Source organism: Clostridium celatum (assembly GCF_021412605.1).
GTDB classification, from domain to species: Bacteria; Bacillota; Clostridia; order Clostridiales; family Clostridiaceae; genus Clostridium; species Clostridium celatum.
In genome coordinates this window covers 1-22,909 of sequence record NZ_JAJKGM010000036.1, presented here as the reverse complement: position 1 = coordinate 22,909, position 22,909 = coordinate 1, and the positions used below count along the sequence as shown (strand labels likewise).

At 28.8% G+C, this 22,909-nt stretch carries 22 protein-coding genes, 1 tRNA gene, 1 rRNA gene and 1 other RNA gene; 19 read left to right on the top strand and 6 right to left on the bottom strand.

Features of this window, described 5'->3' with window-relative positions:
* Positions 1–168: 168 nt before the first annotated feature.
* From LPC13_RS13100 to ppcA, 6 genes are all read left to right on the top strand, one after another.
* Entirely contained in the window at positions 169–1,413 is a 1,245-nt protein-coding gene (locus LPC13_RS13100) for an HlyC/CorC family transporter (protein ID WP_040419829.1), read from the top strand.
* 182 nt (positions 1,414–1,595) lie between these two features.
* A complete protein-coding gene (locus tag LPC13_RS13095; protein ID WP_005214634.1) occupies positions 1,596–2,057 on the top strand; it encodes a nucleoside deaminase in 462 nt (153 codons plus the stop codon).
* A gap of 2 nt (positions 2,058–2,059) precedes the next feature.
* A complete protein-coding gene (gene lgt, locus LPC13_RS13090; RefSeq protein WP_005214633.1) occupies positions 2,060–2,827 on the top strand; it encodes a prolipoprotein diacylglyceryl transferase in 768 nt (255 codons plus the stop codon).
* Between the two features lie 158 nt (positions 2,828–2,985).
* A tRNA-Ser gene (locus LPC13_RS13085) sits at positions 2,986–3,075 on the top strand.
* 3 nt (positions 3,076–3,078) lie between these two features.
* Positions 3,079–3,342: signal recognition particle sRNA large type (gene ffs / locus LPC13_RS13080), an RNA gene on the top strand.
* Positions 3,343–3,896: 554 nt separating this feature from the next.
* Complete coding sequence (ppcA, locus tag LPC13_RS13075) at positions 3,897–5,513, top strand: phosphoenolpyruvate carboxylase (protein ID WP_195245250.1); 1,617 nt, start codon at positions 3,897–3,899, stop codon at positions 5,511–5,513.
* Positions 5,514–5,595: 82 nt separating this feature from the next.
* Here ppcA and LPC13_RS13070 read toward each other — a convergent pair whose 3' ends face one another.
* Together LPC13_RS13070 and LPC13_RS13065 are read right to left on the bottom strand one after the other, a co-directional pair.
* A complete protein-coding gene (locus tag LPC13_RS13070) occupies positions 5,596–6,087 on the bottom strand; it encodes a dihydrofolate reductase (protein WP_195245659.1) in 492 nt (163 codons plus the stop codon).
* Complete coding sequence (locus tag LPC13_RS13065) at positions 6,088–6,879, bottom strand: thymidylate synthase (protein ID WP_005210234.1); 792 nt, start codon at positions 6,877–6,879, stop codon at positions 6,088–6,090.
* Positions 6,880–7,236: 357 nt separating this feature from the next.
* Here LPC13_RS13065 and dnaX point away from each other — a divergent pair, with 357 nt between their 5' ends.
* The 3 genes from dnaX to recR all read left to right on the top strand — a co-directional run bounded on the left by dnaX (position 7,237) and on the right by recR (position 10,088).
* Positions 7,237–8,859 carry a DNA polymerase III subunit gamma/tau gene (gene dnaX, locus LPC13_RS13060; protein WP_195245660.1) on the top strand — a complete coding sequence of 541 codons (1,623 nt, stop codon included), beginning with the start codon at positions 7,237–7,239 and terminating at the stop codon, positions 8,857–8,859.
* A 146-nt stretch (positions 8,860–9,005) separates the two neighbouring features.
* Entirely contained in the window at positions 9,006–9,350 is a 345-nt protein-coding gene (locus LPC13_RS13055; protein ID WP_195245661.1) for a YbaB/EbfC family nucleoid-associated protein, read from the top strand.
* A 141-nt stretch (positions 9,351–9,491) separates the two neighbouring features.
* On the top strand, positions 9,492–10,088 hold the full coding sequence (recR, locus tag LPC13_RS13050; protein WP_005210247.1) for a recombination mediator RecR: 597 nt from the start codon (positions 9,492–9,494) through the stop codon (positions 10,086–10,088).
* A gap of 91 nt (positions 10,089–10,179) precedes the next feature.
* Here recR and LPC13_RS13045 read toward each other — a convergent pair whose 3' ends face one another.
* Positions 10,180–11,028, bottom strand: coding sequence for a DegV family protein (locus LPC13_RS13045; protein ID WP_234088855.1), 849 nt, complete (start codon positions 11,026–11,028; stop codon positions 10,180–10,182).
* 210 nt (positions 11,029–11,238) lie between these two features.
* Here LPC13_RS13045 and LPC13_RS13040 point away from each other — a divergent pair, with 210 nt between their 5' ends.
* The 6 genes from LPC13_RS13040 to LPC13_RS13015 all read left to right on the top strand — a co-directional run bounded on the left by LPC13_RS13040 (position 11,239) and on the right by LPC13_RS13015 (position 15,996).
* Complete coding sequence (locus LPC13_RS13040; protein ID WP_005210253.1) at positions 11,239–11,490, top strand: DUF2508 family protein; 252 nt, start codon at positions 11,239–11,241, stop codon at positions 11,488–11,490.
* A 95-nt stretch (positions 11,491–11,585) separates the two neighbouring features.
* Positions 11,586–11,834: a pro-sigmaK processing inhibitor BofA family protein gene (locus tag LPC13_RS13035; protein ID WP_005210255.1), complete on the top strand. Its 249-nt coding sequence runs from the start codon at positions 11,586–11,588 to the stop codon at positions 11,832–11,834.
* Positions 11,835–12,295: 461 nt separating this feature from the next.
* Complete coding sequence (locus tag LPC13_RS13030; protein ID WP_005210258.1) at positions 12,296–12,472, top strand: hypothetical protein; 177 nt, start codon at positions 12,296–12,298, stop codon at positions 12,470–12,472.
* Between the two features lie 244 nt (positions 12,473–12,716).
* Positions 12,717–13,793 (top strand): pyridoxal-phosphate-dependent aminotransferase family protein, encoded by a 1,077-nt coding sequence (locus LPC13_RS13025; RefSeq protein WP_195245594.1) that lies wholly within the window; start codon positions 12,717–12,719, stop codon positions 13,791–13,793.
* A gap of 20 nt (positions 13,794–13,813) precedes the next feature.
* Complete coding sequence (locus tag LPC13_RS13020; protein ID WP_195245593.1) at positions 13,814–14,722, top strand: D-2-hydroxyacid dehydrogenase; 909 nt, start codon at positions 13,814–13,816, stop codon at positions 14,720–14,722.
* A gap of 29 nt (positions 14,723–14,751) precedes the next feature.
* A complete protein-coding gene (locus LPC13_RS13015) occupies positions 14,752–15,996 on the top strand; it encodes a DUF1015 domain-containing protein (protein ID WP_005210262.1) in 1,245 nt (414 codons plus the stop codon).
* A gap of 94 nt (positions 15,997–16,090) precedes the next feature.
* Here LPC13_RS13015 and LPC13_RS13010 read toward each other — a convergent pair whose 3' ends face one another.
* Positions 16,091–16,783 (bottom strand): 5'-methylthioadenosine/adenosylhomocysteine nucleosidase, encoded by a 693-nt coding sequence (locus LPC13_RS13010; protein ID WP_195245591.1) that lies wholly within the window; start codon positions 16,781–16,783, stop codon positions 16,091–16,093.
* 188 nt (positions 16,784–16,971) lie between these two features.
* Here LPC13_RS13010 and LPC13_RS13005 point away from each other — a divergent pair, with 188 nt between their 5' ends.
* Positions 16,972–17,691, top strand: a complete 720-nt coding sequence (locus LPC13_RS13005; RefSeq protein ID WP_005210264.1) for a tRNA threonylcarbamoyladenosine dehydratase — start codon at positions 16,972–16,974, stop codon at positions 17,689–17,691.
* Between the two features lie 87 nt (positions 17,692–17,778).
* Here LPC13_RS13005 and LPC13_RS13000 read toward each other — a convergent pair whose 3' ends face one another.
* Entirely contained in the window at positions 17,779–18,396 is a 618-nt protein-coding gene (locus tag LPC13_RS13000; protein ID WP_051040638.1) for a DUF4230 domain-containing protein, read from the bottom strand.
* Positions 18,397–18,616: 220 nt separating this feature from the next.
* Here LPC13_RS13000 and LPC13_RS12995 point away from each other — a divergent pair, with 220 nt between their 5' ends.
* Positions 18,617–19,549 carry a GNAT family N-acetyltransferase gene (locus LPC13_RS12995; protein WP_005210266.1) on the top strand — a complete coding sequence of 311 codons (933 nt, stop codon included), beginning with the start codon at positions 18,617–18,619 and terminating at the stop codon, positions 19,547–19,549.
* A 48-nt stretch (positions 19,550–19,597) separates the two neighbouring features.
* Here LPC13_RS12995 and LPC13_RS12990 read toward each other — a convergent pair whose 3' ends face one another.
* The gene (locus tag LPC13_RS12990; RefSeq protein WP_040418476.1) at positions 19,598–20,122 is read right to left on the bottom strand and encodes a PTS sugar transporter subunit IIA; all 525 of its coding nucleotides are present in this window, start codon (positions 20,120–20,122) and stop codon (positions 19,598–19,600) included.
* A 510-nt stretch (positions 20,123–20,632) separates the two neighbouring features.
* Between LPC13_RS12990 and nagE the strand changes: the two genes are divergently transcribed.
* Together nagE and LPC13_RS12980 are read left to right on the top strand one after the other, a co-directional pair.
* Positions 20,633–22,081 (top strand): N-acetylglucosamine-specific PTS transporter subunit IIBC, encoded by a 1,449-nt coding sequence (gene nagE, locus LPC13_RS12985; protein ID WP_195245674.1) that lies wholly within the window; start codon positions 20,633–20,635, stop codon positions 22,079–22,081.
* A gap of 538 nt (positions 22,082–22,619) precedes the next feature.
* Positions 22,620–22,909: ribosomal RNA gene (locus LPC13_RS12980) — 16S ribosomal RNA — on the top strand; the annotation flags it as partial.

Below are 22,909 nucleotides of genomic sequence, written 5' to 3'. Positions count from 1 at the left end.
TAGCCTAGATATATAAGTAGTATTATATTATAAAAAAATACTATCAAAATAAATTGAAAGTAATTGTAAAAATTGTGTTTATTTATTGGTAAATTATATCATATAGTATTAACGTATGATATAATAAATATCAAAATATTTTATTAAATTTCTAGGAGTGTGATTTTTTTGGAACCCAGTCAAGTGTGGCAGATAATGATACTTATAATTTTACTGATATTGTCTGGATTTTTTTCGATGTCAGAAACAGCTCTTACATCCTTAAGTAAAATAAGAATAAGGCATATGGTTGAGGAGAAGGTAAAGGGAGCTAAATTAGTTGAAAAATTAACGGAGGACCCAAATAAGTTATTAGGAGCCATATTAATAGGAAATAATATAGTTAATATTGCTGCATCAGCACTAGCAACAACAATATTTGTTGACATATTTGGCGCTAGTGGAGTTGGAATTGCAACGGCTGTAATGACTGTATTAGTACTTATATTTGGAGAAATTACTCCAAAATCAATAGCAAAGCAAAAGTCAGAACAAGTTTCTTTAAAGGTTAGTAAACCAATAAGTATAATAGTAAAAGTATTTAAGCCTTTTATAGGGATATTTACATTTATATCAAGTGGATTCATTAGATTATTAGGTGGAGATCCAAAGGCAAATGAACCATTTATAACAGAAGAAGAGTTAAAAACAATGGTTGGAGTTAGTGAAGAAGAAGGCGTATTGGAAGACGTTGAAAAAGAAATGATTTTTAATGTTTTTGATTTTGCTGATGCTCAAGTTAAGGATGTAATGGTACAAAGAGTTGATATTATAGCTGTAGATATAGATGCTAGTTATGAAGAGGTTCTTGAAACAATAAAAACAGAACAATTCTCAAGAATTCCTGTATATAATCAAACTATAGACGATATTGTTGGTGTATTAAATGTTAAAGATTTAATAATAGCAGGACAAAATAAGGAAGGATTTAAGGTTTCTGATTATATGAGGGAACCACATTATACATTTGAATTTAAGAAGATTAAAGAATTATTTAATGAAATGAAAAAGAGTAGAAACCATATGAGTGTTGTGTTAGATGAGTATGGTGGAACTGTTGGTATAGTTACGATAGAAGACTTAATAGAAGAAGTCTTTGGTGATATAGAAGATGAATATGATGATTATAACGAAGAAATTGAAGTTGTAAAAGAAGATGAGTATATTGTTGATGGAAGTGCAAGGTTAGATGATATTAGCGATTTAATTGGAGTTAATATGGAGTCTGAAGAATTTGATTCTGTCGGAGGACTAATAATAGGGGAACTAGGAAGATTTCCTGACAATAAAGAAGAAGTGAACTTAAATAATATTAGATTTGTTGTTGAAGAAATAGATAAAAATAGAATTAGAAAAGTAAGAATATATACTTAAAATAAATTTGTATAAAGGTGATATTATATAAGCAATAAATTTAATTAGTGCTAAGAGTTGTAAAGACAAATTTTAAAATGGCAGGTGGCAAATATATTTTAATTTGTCACTTGTCTTTTTTTATTCACATAATATTTTTTATATAATGTAAACTCGTTGGTAAAATAAAGGAGAAATAGGTAATGGATTATATGAAATTAGCTTTAGATGAAGCTAAGAAAGCATATTTGAAAGGGGAAGTACCTATTGGTGCTATTATAGTAAAGGATGGAGAGGTAATAGCTAAATCACATAATATGAAAGAAACATTAAAATCAGCAATAGCTCATGCGGAAATATTAGCAATAGAAGAGGCTAGTAGAGTATTAGGTGATTGGAGACTTAGCGGAGCAGAAATGTATGTAACATTAGAACCTTGTTCTATGTGTGCTTCAGCCATAGCACAGTCTAGAATTTCAAAACTATATATAGGTACATTTAATAGAGATATGGGATCTTGTGGAACCATTTTAAATATTTTTGATTATGATATTTTTAATACCTATGTGGAAGTAAAATGGTGCTATAATAGTGAATGTAGTGATTTAATGAGTAATTTCTTTGAAAATAGAAGAAGAAAAGTAATAAGCAAAGGGGAGAGATAAAGATGAATCCAGTAGCATTTGAAGTTTTTGGGCAACCAATAAGATGGTATGGAATTATAATTGCTGGAGGAGTGTTAGTAGCTTTTTTAGTTTCATATTTATTATCAAAAAAGAAAAAATTAGATTTTGATTTAATTATCGATGGTTTTTTATGGAGTTTTCCATTTGCCATTATAGGAGCAAGATTATATTATGTTGCATTTGAATATAAAAATTATCATTCTTTTATGGATGTAATAAATATAAGAAATGGTGGAATGGCTATTCATGGTGGTCTTATTGGCGGATTAGTGGTTGCATATATATTTACAAGAGTTAGAAAGGTAAATTTCTTTGAATATATAGATGTGATAATGCCAGGAGTTATATTAGCTCAAGCCATTGGGAGATGGGGAAATTTTATGAATCAGGAAGCTCATGGTGGACCTGTAACAGAAGCTTTTATAAGTAAATTTCCAGAGTTTATTCAAAATGGAATGCTTATAAAAGGAACATACTATCATCCAACATTTTTATATGAATCAATTTGGGATTTATTAGTTTTTGTTATATTAGTATTCATACTTTACAAAAAAAAGAAGCAGCATGGTATTGTAATTGGAAGCTATATGATACTATATTCTTTAGGAAGATTTTTTATTGAGGGATTAAGAACAGATAGTTTAATGATATTAGGCTTAAGAACAGCTCAATTAATAAGTATAGCTGGTATAGTATTTGGAATAATAATTATTATTATGTCAGTTAGAAAAACTAAGAAAGAAGTTTAAAATTAATACTAAAAGATTGAAGTTATATTAACTTCAATCTTTTTTGATATAGCTAAAGAAAATCTTTCTATTGAACTACAATAATATTTATGTTAGAATGAGAAAGTATCAAAAGATAATATATTTTAAATTATATTTATTTTTTTGATGTAGCATAAGGAGAGATGTCCGAGTGGTCGAAGGAGCACGCCTGGAACGCGTGTATAGGGGAAACTCTATCGTGGGTTCAAATCCCACTCTCTCCGCCATAGCCGTGCTAGATGGGGAGTCAGCGGTGCCCTGTAACCTGCAATCCGCTACAGCGGGATTGAATTCCTCACCTAGGCTTTAATTTGTTTGGTCTGCCCTATGCAAGTGATGTTGAGGGTTGGGTCCCACACGACGTAAGACTGTGAACCTCGTCAGGTCTGGAAGGAAGCAGCGATAAGCAGCCCCTGCGTGTGATGTGGATAAATCTTGCCTGAGTTAACTACATAGGTAACGCTTATAAATTACTGTCGAAGTGAGGTGCACGGTTTTAAAATATCCTTTCTTTAGAAAGAAAGGCTTTTTTAATGTTTAAGCATTTTAAGGAAAAATAATAGTGATGATAAGTGAAATATCTTAAAGTCATAATTTTAAAAAATTATTAAATTTGGTTACTCTTCAATAGGATTAACAATATAGGACAAAAAACAATAGGACAGAAAAATAGGGAAATTTCATTAGAAATATCCCTATTTTTCTATCCTTTTTTATTTTATCAATTAATGATGAATAAGAGGACTACTAAAAAGGAATAATTATGTTATTTGATACAAATTAATTAAAAATAAATATGCGATAAAAATACGAATTAAAAATAAAAAATAGAAAAAATAATACGTAAATAGTATAAATATATACATAAAAAGGAAGGTAGAGCAAACTTTATTTTATATGTTAGAAAAAAGAAAAATAATTACACCAAACTTTAGTGCAAGTAAAAAAAATAAAAATTGCATTTTTTAAATAAAAGTATTGTAAACTAATGCAAAAATGAAATATAATAAAAATATGAATTTCATAAATTTAAAAGGGGGCTAATAAAATGAGAAGTTTTCCAAATTCTATGATGACACAACATCCGGATAATGTGGAACAGTACATATCTATTCAACAGGAACCACAGGAGGCTATAGATGGGTTATTACCTCAAGACCAAGGTGGCTTAGGAATTGATGAGATAATGATAGATTTTGAGGGGAAATTAACACCATATCACCAAACATCACAAGTTGCTTTAGGATTAATTGCTAAAGGTGTTATACCAGGAAGAGATGTTAGAATTACACCAAGAATACCAAATGCAAATAAGGAATCTGTATTTAGACAGTTAATGAGTATAATGTCTATAGTAGAAACTAATGCACAAGCTTATCAATTAACACAGGAACAAGCAATAAGAGAGGTTGTAGTTCCTATGGTAGAAACAGGTCAAGAAATCTTAGAATTTCAAGAAAGGGTTAATTCTGTTATAGAGCTTGGAAATAAGAATTATCCTGTTAAGTTTGAAGAAAATAGTGTTAGAATAATACCTTTAATAGAGGATGTTCCGGCATTAGTTAATGTTGAAACTATATTAGATGAATTTTATCATGTATCAAAAGAAAAAGGACATAATATAGATTATTTAAGATTTATGATTGCCCGTTCAGATACAGCTATGTCTTATGGGTTAATATCTGGAGTTCTTTCTGTTGTTATGGCTATAGATAAAGCATACAAATGGGGAGAAGAACATGGGGTAGAGGTTGCACCAATATTAGGATGTGGATCACTTCCTTTTAGAGGACATTTTACAGGAAATAATATAGATAAAATATTAGAAACATATGCAGGGGTAAAAACTTTTACTTTCCAATCAGCATTAAGATATGATCATGGAAAAGAAGAAACTAAAAAGGCAGCTAGTGAGTTAAGAGAAAAGGTAGATTTATATAAACCAAGAAGATTTTCAGAAGAAGATATTGCATTAATGCGAGAATTTATAGGGATATTATCTAAACATTATTTAACGACGTTCTTAAAAGTAATTAATACGGTTTCGTTTGTATCTGATTTTATTCCTAAAAATAGAGATAGATTAACTAAAGCAAAGACTGGATTAGAATATAGTAGGGAAGTTGCTAATTTAGATAATATAGCTAATTTAGTTAGTGATGAAAAGTTAAAAGAGGAAATATTAAGTATAGATAATTCAACTGAATATGCTGTTCCTAGAGCTATTTCATTTACTGGTGCAATGTATACTTTAGGTATGCCACCAGAGCTTTTAGGAATGGGTAGAGGGCTTAAAGAAATAAAAGATAAGTTTGGTCAAGAAGGAATAGATAAATTAATAGAATTCTATCCTATGCTTAGAGAAGATTTAGGTTTTGCAGCTAAATTTGCAAATGCAGGGGTTTCTAAGAAAATAATAGATGAGGCAGCAAGACAAGAGTATAAAGAAGATATGAAGTATGTAAATGAAATATTGGATTTAGGTTTAGATTATGAGATTATGAGTGATAATGATTTTTATCACACTCTTCTAAAGACAACAAGACCTATAATTATGCATTTAATAGGTTCGGAAGAAGATATAATTAAGAATAAAACTGAAGAGCTTAAAATATTAAATGAATGGATAGTTAGAATGGGAAAAGTTAGAGGAAGCATTGGATAAAATTTTCGATTATAATCTAATAGTAAATAAATAAAAGTAAAAAAGTCGGCAATGCCGACTTTTTTACTTTAGAATAAATATTTTATTTTTTTGCTAAATCGATGAATTGATATTTTAAACCATTTTTTTCACATGTAAGTATTTCTGATTCAAAGGTAATAGAGAAATCATCATAATTTATCTGTGGAAAAGTAGTGTCACCTTTAAATTGTGAAAAAACTTTTGTTAAAAACATTTTATCCACACTGTGGATAAGTTGTTTGTAAATTTCACCTCCACCTATGATAAAAGCCAGTTCAGAGGTTTTTGAATACTTGTTGATAACTTCGGATATATTGTGGATAACTTCTACGTTAGGATTATCCACAGTATAGTTATTATCGCGTGTAATTATAACGTGTTTACGATTAGGTAAAACCCCAGGTAAAGATTCAAAGGTCTTTCGGCCCATAATTATTGTATGACCAGAAGTAATTTCTTTAAATCTTTTTAAATCCTCAGGAATATGCCATAAAAGTTTGTTATCTCCGCCTATAACATTATTTTCATCCATAGCGACTATGATAGCTAGCATTTAAACAGAAACCTCCATTTTTATTGAAGGATGATATTTATAATCTATAAGTTTTATATCATCAGCTGTAAAATCATAAAAATTAGTTATTTCAGGGTTAATCCAAAGTTTTGGAGCTTCGTATTCTTCATTTGCTCTAGTTAATTGAAGTTTCATTCCTTCGATTTGGTTTTCGTATATATGTGCATTGTTAATTACATGAGTAAATAGACCAGGTTTAAGTCCTGTTACTTGTGCAATTAAATGAACTAGCACTGCATATTGTGATGTATTAAATGGTACACCTAATGGCATGTCTCCACTACGTTGGATAAGCATACAATTTAATTTGCCATCTGTAACATCCCACATAGTCATGAAGCAACAAGGTTGCAATGTCATATGAGGTAAATCTTCTATATTCCACATAGTCATAAGCATTCTTCTATCTTGTGGGTTAGTCTTTAAAGTTTCAATAAGTTTATCAATTTGATGGAATTTAGCTATTTGATAACCATAACCACGTCCAATAGTATTATTTTCATCAACCCATTCATCCCAAATACGTACATTTTGCTCTTGTAATTTAGTTACATCGTTAGATTGATCTCTATAAATCCATAGCATTTCTTTAACAGCTGTTTTAAATGCAACAAATTTAGTTGTTAGAATAGGAAATTCCTTTTCTAAGTTAAATTGCATTATTTGATGTGGAAGCTTGTAAGTTGGCATACCAGTTCTGTTATTGTCATAATATCCGTTTTCTAAAATGTCTTCTATAATACTTAAATATTTTTTGTCATAAAGACTCATATTGTTCCCTCCTAATAGAATATATAATAAATATTTTACTACAAAATTAGACTTATATATCTAAAAATATTAAAAATATAATAAATAATAATAAGTTAAATAAATAACAATGTTGAAAGATGTCACGTTGAAAATATGGTTAAATAATTAACAAATAAGAAAGGGGTAAAAATCAAGTTCAGAAAAAACACAATAAGTGTATGCATAAAAGACTAATAAATATACAAATCAACTGGAAAAGAGGGAGAGCTAGTGGAAAAATATATTAAAATAACTCTAAGGGGGAAAAATCTTTATCTATTAATATAATTTGGGTATAATAAAAATAGGTAAATACATAAGAAAGAGGTGGATGTATTGGCATATACAGCTCTATATAGAGAATGGAGACCGAGGACTTTTAATGATGTTGTAGGTCAAGAACATATTACAACTACATTAAAAAATCAGATTTTAAACAATAGAATAGCTCATGCTTATTTGTTCTGTGGAACTAGAGGTACAGGTAAAACATCAACAGCTAAAGTTTTTGCAAAAGCTTTAAATTGTTTAGATTTAAAAGATGGTGAACCTTGTAATGAATGTGAAATGTGCAGAAAAATTAATGAAGGTTTAGCTATAGACGTAACAGAATTAGATGCTGCTTCAAATAATGGTGTAGATAAAATTAGAGATATAATTGATGATGTTAAATATCCTCCTCAAGAAGCAAGATACAAGGTTTATATAATGGATGAGGTCCATATGCTTTCAGCAGGTGCTGTTAATGCATTCTTAAAGACTTTAGAAGAGCCACCTAACAATGTAATATTTATTTTGGCTACTACAGATCCTCAAAAATTACCTATTACAATATTATCAAGATGTCAAAGATTTGACTTTAAAAGAATAAATAATAGTGAAATTACTGCAAGACTTAGAAGGATAGTAGATGAACAAAATGTATTAGCAGATGAAAAAAGCTTAAGTTTAATAGCTAGAGTTTCAGATGGAGCTATGAGAGATTCTTTAAGTATATTAGATCAAGCTATATCTATGGGAAATGGTAATGTAAATTATCAAACTGTAGTGAGTATGTTAGGACTAGTTACTAATGAGTATTTATTTACTTTAACTAATTCAGTAATTAAAAGAAGTGTTGAAAAATGTATTGAAATAATAGAAGAAGTAATATATTCAGGAAAAGATATTTATTTATTTATAAAAGATCTTATTGCACATTATAGAAACTTACTTATGGCAAAGGTTACAAACAATCCTGAAGAAGTGTTAGACATGTCTGAAGAAAATATTGCACTTATTAAAGAGCAAGCGGCTAGATTAAGGGCAGAAGAAATAATGAGATGCATAAGAGTGCTTCAGGATGCTGAAAATAATGCAAAATTAAGTAAACAAGCAAGATTGTACTTAGAATTAGCAATAATAAAAATGTGTAAAATAGAGTATGACACTTCAAGTGAAGTTATGTTAACTAGATTGAATAAGCTAGAGGAAAGCTTAAGAAATGGAAGTATAAAGGTTACTAGCACTGCAGTGGCTGATTCTGGTGAGATAAGTAAGAAAGTAGTTTCTAATAATATAAATAAGAATAAACAACTAGAAACTAATATAAATGAAAGAATTCAGGGAAATTCTAATTCTAAAATATCTATAAATGATGTACAAAAAGCTTGGAGAGATATTTTAGAAAGATTTAAGGCTAGAAGGGAAATGATTATAAGTTCATTAATTGGACTTGGTCGACCTATTTCTTGTTCTAATGGAGTAGTAAATATTCAATTTGATGATCAAAATGAGTTTGCTAAAAATAGGTTAAGTGAAACTAAAAATAGAACTATAATACATGAAGTATTTTCAGAAGTATTCCAAGATAATATAAAAGTTAATTTTATTATAGATTCAGGTGAAGATAGAGAAAAAAGTACTGAAGAAGTATTAAAGGAACAATTAGGTGAAGATATAGAATTTATTGATGAGTAAACTTATTTATTAAAATATCATAATATGTTTAACATAAACAAACAATAATTAGTATAAACAATAACAGATTTACTTTATTCTAGTAAATTATAAAAAAATACTATATAATTAAAAATAGATTTCATTTATGATAAGGAGGACTTTTTATGGCAAGAGGTGGATTCCCAGGAGGATTTGGGGGAGGAAATTTAAATAATCTAATGAAGCAAGCACAAAAGCTTCAAAAGGATATGGAACAAGCACAAAAAGAAATTGAAAGCAAAGAATTTGAGGCTTCAGTTGGTGGTGGTGCTGTAGTAGTTAAAGTTAATGGAAAGAAAGAAGTTTTAGCTATAAATATTAAAGAAGAAGTTGTTGATCCAGATGATGTTGAAATGTTAGAAGATTTAGTGCTAAGTGCAGTTAATGAAGCATTAAAGAAAGCTGACGAAGAAACTTCAAATAAAATGGGTAAATTAACTGGTGGATTAAATATACCAGGAATGTTTTAATATATATTAGGCATACAGAGTTTAACTCTTGTATGCCTTAAATATTAGTAAGAATATTGTATTTATATATACACAAACATAAATAGATAAATTAGGTGATAATAAAAAAATATATTATTACTTATAGAGAGGAGAAGTTTTATGGATTTTTATCCTGTGGCTATAGAAAAGTTAATTGAAGAGTTTGCTAAGTTGCCAAGCATAGGTCAAAAAACTGCACAAAGGCTTACACTGCATATTTTAAATTTACCAGAAGATGAAGTAAAAGAATTTGCTACAGCTTTAGTAAAAGCAAGAGGTACAATAAAATATTGCTCAGTTTGTGGAAATTTTACAGATAAAGACCCTTGTTCAATTTGTGGAAATCCAAATAGAGATAAATCTGTTATTTGTGTTGTTGAGCAACCTAAAGATATTATGACTATGGAAAAGGTTAAAGAATTTAATGGTGTATATCATGTTCTTCATGGAAATCTTTCTCCAATGCAAGGTAGAGGCCCTCAAGATATTAAAATAAGAGAATTGGTTGCAAGAATGAGCGCAGATATAAAAGAAGTTATAATAGCAACAAATCCTAATGTCGAGGGAGAAGCAACGGCAATGTATATATCTAGAATACTTAAACCATTAGAAGTAAAGGTTACAAGAATAGCATCAGGACTTCCAGTTGGTGGTGATCTAGAATATGCAGATGAGGTAACTTTATCAAAAGCTTTAGAAGGTAGAAAAGAGATTTAGATTAGTAGATAATGTAAAAACTTTTAATGAGGTTTTTAAAATTGTATAAATAAAGTCGGAATAAGCCGACTTTATTTATATACTAATAATTTTAATAGTGATATGCTACACCTATACTTCCAGGACCAACGTGTAATCCTATTATAGGACCTATAGATTGAACTTTTACTTCAGGTAAATTAAGTTCAGTCTTTAATCTATTTGCCAATTCTAAACCTTCGTTTTCACAATTTATATGATGAACTATTAATCCCTTAATAGGGGATTTTTTATTTTGTTCTAAAATAGTTAAAACTATTTTATCAATTGATTTTTTCTTTGTTCTTACTTTAGTAAATACCGTAGTTTTACCATCCTCAACAGTAAGAATAGGTCTTATTTGAAGTAAAGAACCAAATAAAGCAGCAGCTCCACCTATTCTACCACCTTTTTTTAAATATTCTAAAGTGTCTGGTACAAATATAAATTTACTATTATTTATTACGTTGTTAGCGATATCTACAACTTCATCTAAAGATTTTCCAGAACTAGCAGCTTTAGCAGCCTCTAACACTGCAAATCCTGCTTGCATACAGTTACTTCTAGAATCTAAACAGACGATATTAGCATTAGGATAGGCTTCTAAAATCATTTCTTTAACTAAATTAGAAGTTGAAAAAGTGCCACTCATATCTGATGAAAGAAAAATTCCAACAACATCATGACCATCCTTAACTAGCTCTTCCATACAACTATAAACGTCTTCAATACTGGGTTGAGAAGATTTAGGTATTTCAGATGATTTAGCCATTTCTTCATAAAACCATTTATTAGATACGTCAGTTTCTCTATAGCTAACACCATTTAATAATACGTTTAATGAAACTATAGAAATTTTATACTTATTTATGTATTCGCTTGGCAAATAACAAGTACTGTCTGCAATTATACGTATGCTCAAAAAAACACCTCCTAAAATAATTACTATTATTTTAGGTATTATACCAAATAAATAATATTAAGTACATAAATTGAAAAAATATTAAAATATTGTTAAAAAATAAAAAAATAATTAAATCAAGAATATATGTTAATTAATTTGAATAAATAAAAGTAGAATACATTTTCAAAAAAATGGAAAGAATATAGAAAAAAGTTTTAGGAGGCAAAAATGAATATAAAAAATATATTAAACTTTATGTTAGTTAAGTATAATACAAATGGTAAAGTTGATAATGAAATACTCAAACAGATTGAAGATGTAATGATGGAAATTGAATCAGCTGAATGTATGTTTAATTCTGTTAGTGATCCTAAGCTAATAGAAGCAGCTATTTATAGAAGCGAAGCAGCAAAGAAGAGATATGATTATTTAATATCACTTGCTAAGAAAAAATATAAAGAACAAGTTTTAGAAGTATAATGGCAATAAAATATAATTGGTAGTATAATTAGTAGCAAGATATAATATACATAATATATGAATAAATGGAAAAAAATAATGGCATGGGGTGAAATATGAGTATAGAAATGATGATTTATGCGGTAATAGGATTAGCATTATTGTATTTAGTCATAAAACTTTTAAAATGGCCTATAAAATTATTAATTAACGGTATTGTTGGTGTTGTTTTATTATATATAACAAATTATATAGGATCATACTTTAATTTTTATATAACCATTAATCCAATAACAGCAATTATTGCAGGTTTTTTAGGTATACCAGGAGTTATATTTTTAATAATATTTAAATTTTTTTTATAAAATGAGAGAGGGAGCCTATTTTTAACATAGGTTCCCTAAAATTTTATATAGACGGGAGTTAGAAGATTTCATTAATCATCATCAGTGGAAAGCTTCTATATATTTATATAATATATAACCAGAAAAAATTTGTTACAAAATTTATATGAAATTAAATTAGGGCATAAGTACTACATCCACTTACGCCCTTTTCTAAGTAGATAAGTAATAAATAATTTTATCATCTTATCTACAATATTAAGTTACCCAGTAAAAATATAAATATGTATATAATTTATTGTTAAATTATATATACAGGTATATAATTTTATACTATATAAAGTTTAAGGAAATGCCTTCTCCTACTGTCGAAGGTATAAGTTTGATTAATGAAACTATCAAGTAGGTAACTTCCACTAACTAAATTATAGATTTAGAGTATTAGTTAAAATTTGGAATAGTGTTTAAAGGAGGAAAGTTATATGCCAGCTGGAAATGGTGTAAATTGCAAATATTGTCCTGAATATGAAAAGAAAACATGTGATGGAGATGATAAAGGATGTTTATGCTATAAATGTCCAAGACATTTAGGTCAATGTAAATGTGTAAAGTATTGTAGAGAAACAGAATCTATATTAATTTTTGATGAAGAATGGTAAGGAGTTGTAAAAACAACTCCTTGTTTTTTTATGTGTATTATTACATAAATAAAATAATACAATAATATATAAATATATAATGTTACCAATTAAGGTAGATTTCTGAATTGTTAAGTAAACTATCAAAAAAGTATGAAAATATAAAAAATATATAAAAAAATATATGGGAATAGTTGTAATACAAGTAAATAAGTAGTAAAATATCAAAAAGCAATAAATAAATTTAATAATTGGGGGAGATACAATGCATAAAAAGTTATTTATTCCTGGACCTGTAGAGGTGAGAAAGGAAGTTTTAGCTCAAATGTCTAAGCCTATGATTGGTCATAGGAGTAAAGAAGCATCAGAGCTTCAGAGAAGGATTAGTGATAATTTAAGGAAGTTATTTTATACAAATAGTGAAATTCTTTTATCGACTACTTCAGGTAGTGGACTTATGGAAGGTGCTATAAGATGCTGTACAGCAAAGAGAGCTGCTGTGTTTTCTGTTGGGGCATTCGGAAAAAGGTGGTATGAGATGGCGCTTTGCAATAATGTACCAGCAGATATATTTGAAGTTGAAATGGGAAAAGCTATAAGACCAAATCAAGTTGAGGATGTTTTGTCCACTGGTAAATATGACTTAGTAGCAGTAACTCATAATGAAACATCAACAGGTGTTATGAATCCAATAAAAGAAATTGGAGCTGTAATAAAAAAGTATCCAGATGTAGTTTTCATAGTTGATACTGTAAGTTCAGCAGCAGGAACAAAAATTGAAGTTGATGATTGGGGAATTGATATATGTTTAACATCAACACAAAAGGCTCTTGGGTTGCCTCCTGGAATGGCTTTATGTACTTTTTCTAATAAGGCAAAAGAAAGAGCAGAAAAAGTTAAAAATAGGGGGTTTTATTTGGATTTATTAGCATTATATAAATACATTAAGAAGAAAGATTATCAATATCCATCAACACCTTCAATTTCACATATGTATGCATTAGATTATCAACTAAACTATATATTAAATGAAGAAGGACTTGAAAATAGATTCGCAAGACATATAGAGATGGCCAATATAGTTAGAGAATGGGCAAAAAAATATTTTGAGTTATTTCCTGAAGAAGGTTATTTGTCAAACACTTTAACTACAGTAAAAAATACTAGAGGTATTAATGTTGCAGAATTAAATAAAGAGTTAGGAAAGAGAGGATTTCAAATTTCTAATGGGTATGGAGATTTAAAAGAAAAAACTTTTAGAATTGCACATATGGCAGATTGTACAGTATTAGAAGTAAATGAGTTGTTAAAAAATATAAATGATATATTGGGGCTAAATTAAAGAGATAAGGGGGCTAATGAATGATAAGAGTGTTAGCTAATGACGGCTTGCAAGAAGGGGCAATTGATAGGTTGAAATTAGCAGGAATTGAAGTTGTAAACAATCATTATGACAAAGATAAATTAAAAGAGGAAATAAAAAAGTTTGATGTATTAGTTGTAAGATCAGCTACCAAGGTTACAGCAGATATTTTAAATGAAGCCCAAAAGGGAAATTTAAAACTAATAGTAAGAGCTGGAGTTGGAGTTGATAATATAGATATTATTAAAGCTAATGAATTGGGGATAATAGTAAAAAACACACCAAATGCTAGTTCAGATTCAGTTGCTGAATTAGCAATTGCACATATGTTTTCAGTTGCAAGATTTTTAGGAGATTCAAACTATACAATGAGAATAGGTGAATGGAATAAAAAGAAATATGAAGGAATTGAGTTAAGTGGAAAGACGCTTGGAATTATAGGCATGGGAAGAATAGGTCAAGCGTTAGCTAAAAAGGCTAGTGCATTAGGTATGGTTGTAATTTATAATGACATTTTTGGAAAACAAGAAAAATTACCATATGAATTTTTTACTATAGATGAAATATTAAAAAAATCAGATTTTATTTCTCTTCATGTTCCATATGATAAGACAAAAGGCTCTATTATAGGAAGAAAAGAAATAGGTATGATGAAAGAAGGGGCATATATAATAAATTGTGCTAGGGGAAAGGTTGTAGACGAAGAAGCATTATTAGAAGCATTAGATAGTGGAAAGATATCAGGTGCAGGAATAGATGTTTTTGCAGAAGAACCAACAAAAAATGAAAAATTAATCAATCATCCAAGAGTAAGTGTAACTCCGCATATAGGAGCAGCAACTAAAGAAGCTCAAAATAGAATAGGAGAAGAAGTTGCAACTATAATACTTAGTTTTTTTAATAAATAAAGCTTAAGAAAAATAAGGAGGAAAAAATAATGGCTATAATAAGACCTTTTAAAGCGTATAGGCCAATTAAAGGATTAGCTAAAAAGATAGCAGCACTACCTTACGATGTTATGAATACTGAAGAGGCACGTGAAATGGTGAAGGATAATGAGTATTCATTTTTACATGTTGATAGAGGGGAAATAAATTTTTTAGAAGATATTAATATATATGATGAAAAAGTATATGAAAAATCTAGAGATGTATTAAAAGAGATGATAGATAATGAATTTTATATTCAAGATAAAAAGCCGTGTTATTATATTTATAGGCAAACTATGAATGAAAAGAGTCAAACTGGATTAGTAATTTGTGCATCAATAGATGATTGTATAAATAATGTAATAAAAAAACATGAAAAAACTAGAGCTGATAAGGAACTAGATAGAATAAAGCATGTTGATTATTGTAATGCACACACAGGACCTATATTTTTAACTTACAGAGAAAATATAAAAATTTCAGATATAATAAATATTAGTATAAAGAAAGAGCCTATTTATGATTTTATTTCAGAGGATGGAAATGGACATACTGTGTGGATTATTGATGAAAATGACTTAATAAATAAGTTAACAAGTCTATTTATTAATGTAAAATATATGTATATAGCAGATGGACATCATAGAACTAAATCAGCAATAGAAGTAGCATTAAAAAGAAGAAAAGAAAATCCTAATTATACAGGAGAAGAAGGATTTAATTATTTTTTAGCTATAGCATATCCTGATAATGAATTAGAAATATTAGATTATAATAGAACAGTAAAAGATTTAAATGGACTTTCAAAGGAAGAGTTTATTAAAGCTATAGAGAAAGATTTTATAGTGAGAAAATCAATTAATAATGAAAAAGTTAAACCAAATAAAAGACATACATTTGGAATGTATATAGATAAAGTATGGTATAAGCTAGAAGCTAAGAAGAATTCTTTTGATGAAAATAATCCTATTGATAGGTTAGATGTGTCTATACTACAAAATAATTTATTATCTCCTATACTTGGAATCGATGATCCAACAAAGTCTAATAGAATTGAGTTTATTGGAGGAATAAGAGGATTAAAAGAGCTAGAAAAAAGAGCTGATAGCGATATGAAAGTAAGCTTTTCTATGTACCCAACAACTATTGAAGATATTATGAATATTGCAGATGCAGGGATGATAATGCCACCTAAGTCTACGTGGTTTGAACCAAAACCTAGAAGTGGATTATTTATTCATATGCTTAGTTAAAGAAAAAGTTAAGAATTATGAGAAATAGACTAAATGTATTTAATATCTAGTACCTCATAGTTCTTAACTTTTATTTTATAATATATTAACTAAATTAAAGTTTTGATATCATTGATTTTAATATGAATGTTGAATTTTTAACACCGATTGGAGTGAATTTTTCAAAGTCCATATGAGCACCATTATTTGCATTATCAGATATAGATCTAATAACAACAAAAGGTATATTATTTAAATAACAAACATGAGCAATGCTTGCACCTTCCATTTCACAAGCTAACGCACCAAATTCTTTTTCAAGCCATTTAATTTTATCAATTGAGGCAACAAACATATCTCCTGATACTATTCTACCAGAGAAAGTTTTAAAATCAGAAGCTTCATTGCAAGCTTCTTTAGCAGTTTCAACTAATCTTTCATCACACTTGAAATCGAAAGTATCTAATCTTGGAATTTGACCCATTGGATCACCAAATGCTGTAGTATCCATATCATATTGTACAAGATTTTCAGCAACAACAACATCTCCTGGATAAATATCCTTACCAATACCACCAGCAACACCAACATTTATTACTGATGAAACATTATATTCAGATGCAAGTATTTGAGTACAAATAGCAGCATTAACTTTACCAATACCACAAACTACAGCAACTACATCGTGTCCCCATAACTTACCTTTGTGAAATTTCATTCTTGCCTTTTCTTGAATATTTTCTAATTCCATGTCTTTTAAAAGAATTTCTAACTCTTCAGACATAGCGCCTATAATCCCTAAAGTCATAATAAACCTCCATTAATATATATAAATTTTATTAACTTTACTTAAACTATATTATATACTGTGGTAGCATTAATTAATAGAAAATTTAATTAAAAAATAAAACAAAGAAAACCTATAGAATTACTTGTATTAATAGAGAGGTAAATATATAATAATCTCAAATACTAATAAACGAAGGAGAATAAGATATGGCTTTAAATGAATTTTGTAGAACTGAATTACTTGTAGGTGAAGAGGGGATAAATAAGTTACATAACTCTAAGGTAATAGTTTTTGGTATAGGCGGCGTAGGAAGCTTTGTTGTTGAAGCCTTAACGAGAGCTGGCGTTGGGAATTTAATATTAGTAGATAATGATACAATTTGTATTTCAAATTTAAATAGACAGATACATGCGACTCAAGCTACGGTAGGAAATGTAAAGGTAGAAGCAATGAAGGAAAGAGTACTTTCTATAAATCCTAATTGTAATGTTGAAGCTAAACAAGTATTTATTACTGCGGATAATATAGAAGAAATAATACCAAGTGATATTGATTATGTTGTTGATGCTATAGATACAGTAACATCAAAATTAGCATTAGCAGAATACTGTTATAAAAATAATATAAATATTATGAGTTCTATGGGAACAGGAAATAAAATGGATCCATCACAATTTAGAGTAACAGATGTATTTAAAACAAAAGTATGTCCTTTAGCTAAGGTTATGAGATATGAGCTTAAAAAAAGAGGCGTTAAAAAATTAAAGGTAGTATATTCTGAAGAAATGCCAATGAAACCAGATAAGGGAAGAGCTGTACCATCTCAAAAAAGACAAACACCAGGAAGTATATCGTTTGTACCACCAGTTGCTGGAATGATAATTGGAGGAGAAGTAGTTAAGGATTTAGTTGGAATTAACTCTTAATCAAATAAAGGAATACCACCTAATATTTAAAAGCCACTTTTAGCTTTTAGCTAAGAATGAAATAATATTTGGGGTATTCTTTTATTTTTATAAGATTAATGTAATTTTATAATATTCATTTGTTAAATTTAATAGTAGTTTTTCTAAGGAGCTTTGAGTATTAGATATAGCTTGATCATAAAAAATTGAATCTTTCATTTTAGTACTAAAGCTATCATATAATTTTTCATTCATTTTTTTTAGGTCCTCTGAAGATAAATCTAAATCACCAAACCTAAGTAAACCAAGTTCAGGCTCATCATAAATAGTTTTTGATTCATCTATAGATATACTGAAAATTTCAGGTTGAGGAATTTTAATTAATATTTCCTTGGAAATATCATTTAGTTCAATATCATCACTAGATAAATTAGAAAAGTCTATACAATATGCACAATTGGCGAAAAAAGTTATTTTTTTTGACTTCTTAAAAATATCTAAATTAAAATACGTATTATCCAAAATTAAAGTTTCACTAAGTTCAATTTCTAAAGGTATTAATTTATTAACATTTCGAACTTCTTTTACAAGTGTTTCTTTTGTAAGCTCATTAGAAGAAGTTATACTAAGTTTAGATATGTCTGAAGAAAAAAAATTAAGTTTATAAAAATATTTAGAAGCAATAATAAATAGAACAACTATAGTAAAACATAGTAATAAACGCAAAATACGAAAAGTCTTAAAGCCTTTACTTTTTCTAAATGAGAAGATAGAAGTCACCACCTTTTAATACTTAAATATATTTAATTCACATAAAACAAATATATTAAAATATCTAAAAGTATATTCCAAGCAATATTTCTATATTTGAGTAAACGTAGTTGAGTTTTATACAGATTTATTTGTATAATAAAAATAACTAATTTGTTTTTTTAGGAGAGTTATTATGGACAATCAAAAGGGAGTAAATATAGAGCTTATAAAGGGAACTTTAGATGATTATATAATTAAAGATAAAAATAAAATTGTTATAGGAAGATTTACTATTACAGAGTTGGACAAGGAAAATAAAAAGTGTAATATAAAATTAAAGTTCTATAGGGAAGATAATTATGAATTATTAAAAATTACATTAGAAACAATCCTAAAGGCCATATTCAAAAATAATAATACTTTCAAGGCTAATTTTATAGTAAGTGAAGATATAAACTTAAGAGCTTTTTTAGATATTGGGTTTACTTTAGAAGCCATATTTACAGATAATATATTTATAAAGGGAAATTTTTATGATGAGCTTAGTTTTGGAATTAATAGAAATGAATATTTAAATCAAGGAAGAAATAATATTGTAGAGTTGCAAGGAAAAAATATATTAATTAGAAATTTTACACCAGATGATGCTGAAGAACTTTTACAATATTATATAAGAAATGAAGAGCATTTAAAAGCATTTGAACCAGTTAGGGATAGTAGTTTTTATACTTATGAAACACAAAAAGAAATACTACTAGAAAGTTACAGGCAACTTATGACTGGAGTAGGAAGTGATTTAGGAATATATATAGAAGGAAAACTTATAGGGAAAGCTAAAATTTCTAGTATTGTATATGGAGTATTTAAGAGCGGAATATTAGGATATTCTATAGATAAAGAATATGAAGGAAAAGGTTATATGAAAGAAGCTATTAATTTAGTTTTAAATTATGCTAAGGAATATTTAGATTTGCATAGAATAGAAGCATCTGTATTAACAACAAATGAGAGATCAAAAGGTGTTTTATTAGCATGTAATTTTGAAGAGGTAGGAATTAATAAAAAATACTTATATATAAATGGTAAATGGAGTGATCATATAACATTTTATAAAATACTTTCATAAAATGTTATATAAAAAGAGCTAAGAATTTAATCTTAGCTCTTTTTATTATTAAACTTCGTAATTAACAACTATATTTTGACCAGCAACAACTGAACCAGATTCAACTGCATTTATTGATTTAGCAGAATCAACATTAGTTATTAAAACTGGAGTTGCAAGAGATAATCCTTTACCTAATATGAAATCTCTATCAATTTTAATGATTGGAGTTCCAGCTTTTACTTTTGTACCAGCTTCAACTAATTGTTCGAAACCTTCTCCATTTAAGCTTACTGTATCAACACCGATATGAACTAATATTTCTAATCCATTTTCTAATGTCATTGCAAATGCATGCTTAGTTCCGAAAACTAAAGATAAATCTCCGTCTGCAGGAGCTACTATAGTATTTCCTTTAACCATTATTGCAGCACCGTCTCCAGCCATTTTTCCAGCGAAAACTGGGTCTGGAACTTCTGATAGTGGTATTAAATCACCATCAGCAACAGCGATTAATGCATTCTTTGGAGCCTCTACTTTTGATTCTACTTTTGTTTCTGATTTACCAAATAACTTTTTAAAAAAATTAGCCATGATATTTCCTGATAATTCAGGACTCACATCCTTTCTGAAATAAGTTTACACATTTTATAATATATAGGTAATAAAATAAAAAGGCATAAGCACATCTTAATTAAGAATAACTTATGCCTGATTTAACAGTAACACGTTTCAAATTAATTATATATATTGAAAAATAGTATGTCAACAAAAATACAATAATAAAAATAATTAGAACTAAACATTTATACTAATAAGTAAAATTATAATAAAACGGACATATTAAATATAGTATTAATATTATTAAGAAAAATATAGAAAACGTTGACAGAAAAATATTGACAAGAATAAAAAACCATAGTAGAATAAAAATGTAAATTAAATAGCATTCAAATATGAGGCGTGCAACCGTAATAAGGGCATTAGCTGAAAAGGATATATTATATTCTTTTTGGCTTTTTTTATTATTAACAGAAATTATCTTATGTATTTTAACGGATAGCTTTATATTTGAAAATTAAAACAATAAGGGGGATCTTCATTATGATGAAGTATTTACAAAGACTAGGAAAATCATTAATGCTTCCAGTTGCTTGTTTACCTGTTGCAAGTATTTTAATGGGTATAGGTTACTGGATTGACCCAAATGGTTGGGGAGCAAATAATGTAGCAGCAGCTTTCTTAATAAAAGCGGGTAGTTCATTAATTGATAACATGGCAATTTTATTTGCTATTGGTGTTGGTGTTGGTATGTCAGATGATAACGATGGAACATCAGGTTTAGCTGGACTTGTTTCATGGTTAATGATTACTACTTTATTAGCTCCAGGTGCTGTAGCTATGTTTAAGGGTGTTGACGTTTCAGAAGTACCAGCAGCGTTTGGAAAAATTCAAACTCAATTTACTGGTATAATATCAGGGATAATTGGTGCAACTTGCTACAACAAGTTCAAGAACACTAAATTACCACCAGCTTTAGGTTTCTTCAGCGGTAAGAGATGTGTTGCTATAGTAACTTCAGCAACTTCAATAGTTGCAGCTTTAATATTATTCTTCGTATGGCCAATGGTATATGGAGCATTAGTTTCATTTGGTGAAGCTATTATTTCTACTGGTGCAGTAGGAGCAGGTATATATGCATTCTTTAACAGATTATTAATACCTACAGGTTTACATCACGCATTAAACTCTGTATTCTGGTTTGATGTTGCTGGAATTAATGATATAGCTAACTTCTGGGGACAAGCAGGAAATGGTGTATACGGACAAACTGGTATGTACATGACTGGATTCTTCCCAGTAATGATGTTTGGTTTACCAGCAGCAGCTTTAGCTATGTATCATACAGCTAAAGATAATAAGAAGAAGATAGCTGGAGGATTATTATTAGCAGCTGGATTATCTTCATTCTTTACAGGGGTTACAGAACCATTAGAATTTGCATTTATGTTCTTAGCACCAGCTTTATACTTTGTACACGCATTATTAACAGGTGTATCTGCATTTGTTTGTACAATATTACCAGTAAGAGCTGGATTTAACTTCAGTGCTGGATTAGTTGACTGGGTATTAAGCTTTAAGGCTCCAATGGCTCAAAATCCATTATGGTTAATACCAATAGGTCTTGTATTTGGTGTAATATACTATGTAGTATTCAGATTCATGATCGTTAAATTCGATTTAAAGACTCCAGGTAGAGAAGATGATGATGATACAACAGAAGAAATGGATGCAAAATTAGCTAACAATAATTTCACTGCTGTAGCTGAAACTATCTTAAAAGGACTTGGCGGAAAAGAAAACATTGTAACTATTGATAACTGCGTAACAAGATTACGTTTAGAAATCAAAGATAATACAAAAGTAAATGAAAAGATTATTAAATCTGCAGGTGTAGCAGGGGTAATCAGACCAAGTAAAACAGCTATCCAAGTTATAGTTGGAACTCAAGTACAATTCGTTGCTGACGAATTCAAAAAATTATGTAAATAATATATAGAATTATAATAAAACTTGTATTTAAAATTATTAGTAAGATTATTTAGAATAAGAAAATAGGATGAGATGAAATCTCATCCTATTTTTTTTATGAATTAGTTAGTAATTAATATGAGAGTTGTAGATTATTAGATGCAGATTAAAGAATAAAAAGATAACTTAACCAGGTGTATCAATACATGAAAAATAGAGTATTATGAAGAAAAATAAGGTAATAGGAAGTTATTTGTTTAAAATAGTAATATATAGTATACTTTATATTAAAGATACAATGGTATCATAAGTCTTGTCCTAATCGACACCAACAAATTTAAAAAGTTACTGATATTTAGGTTGATACAAATTAATGAAAATAAAAAATTAAAAAAGTGTTGACAAATAAGTAACTAGGTGATAAGATAAGGAAGTCGCTTGAGGGCGACACAGAAAATGGTCTTTGAAAATTGAACAGAATATAGTTAAAGTAAACCAGCAATTCTTTTGAGAGTCTTAAAATAAAGACTCAAAGTAATTTGAGCAAATGATTAAACTTTTTAGTGAGAGTTTGATCCTGGCTCAGGACGAACGCTGGCGGCGTGCCTAACACATGCAAGTCGAGCGAGTGGATTTCCTTCGGGATTGAAGCTAGCGGCGGACGGGTGAGTAACACGTGGGCAACCTGCCTCATAGAGGGGAATAGCCTCCCGAAAGGGAGATTAATACCGCATAAGATTGTAGCTTCGCATGAAGTAGCAATTAAAGGAGCAATCCGCTATGAGATGGGCCCGCGGCGCATTAGCTAGTTGGTGAGGTAACGGCTCACCAAGGCGACGATGCGTAGCC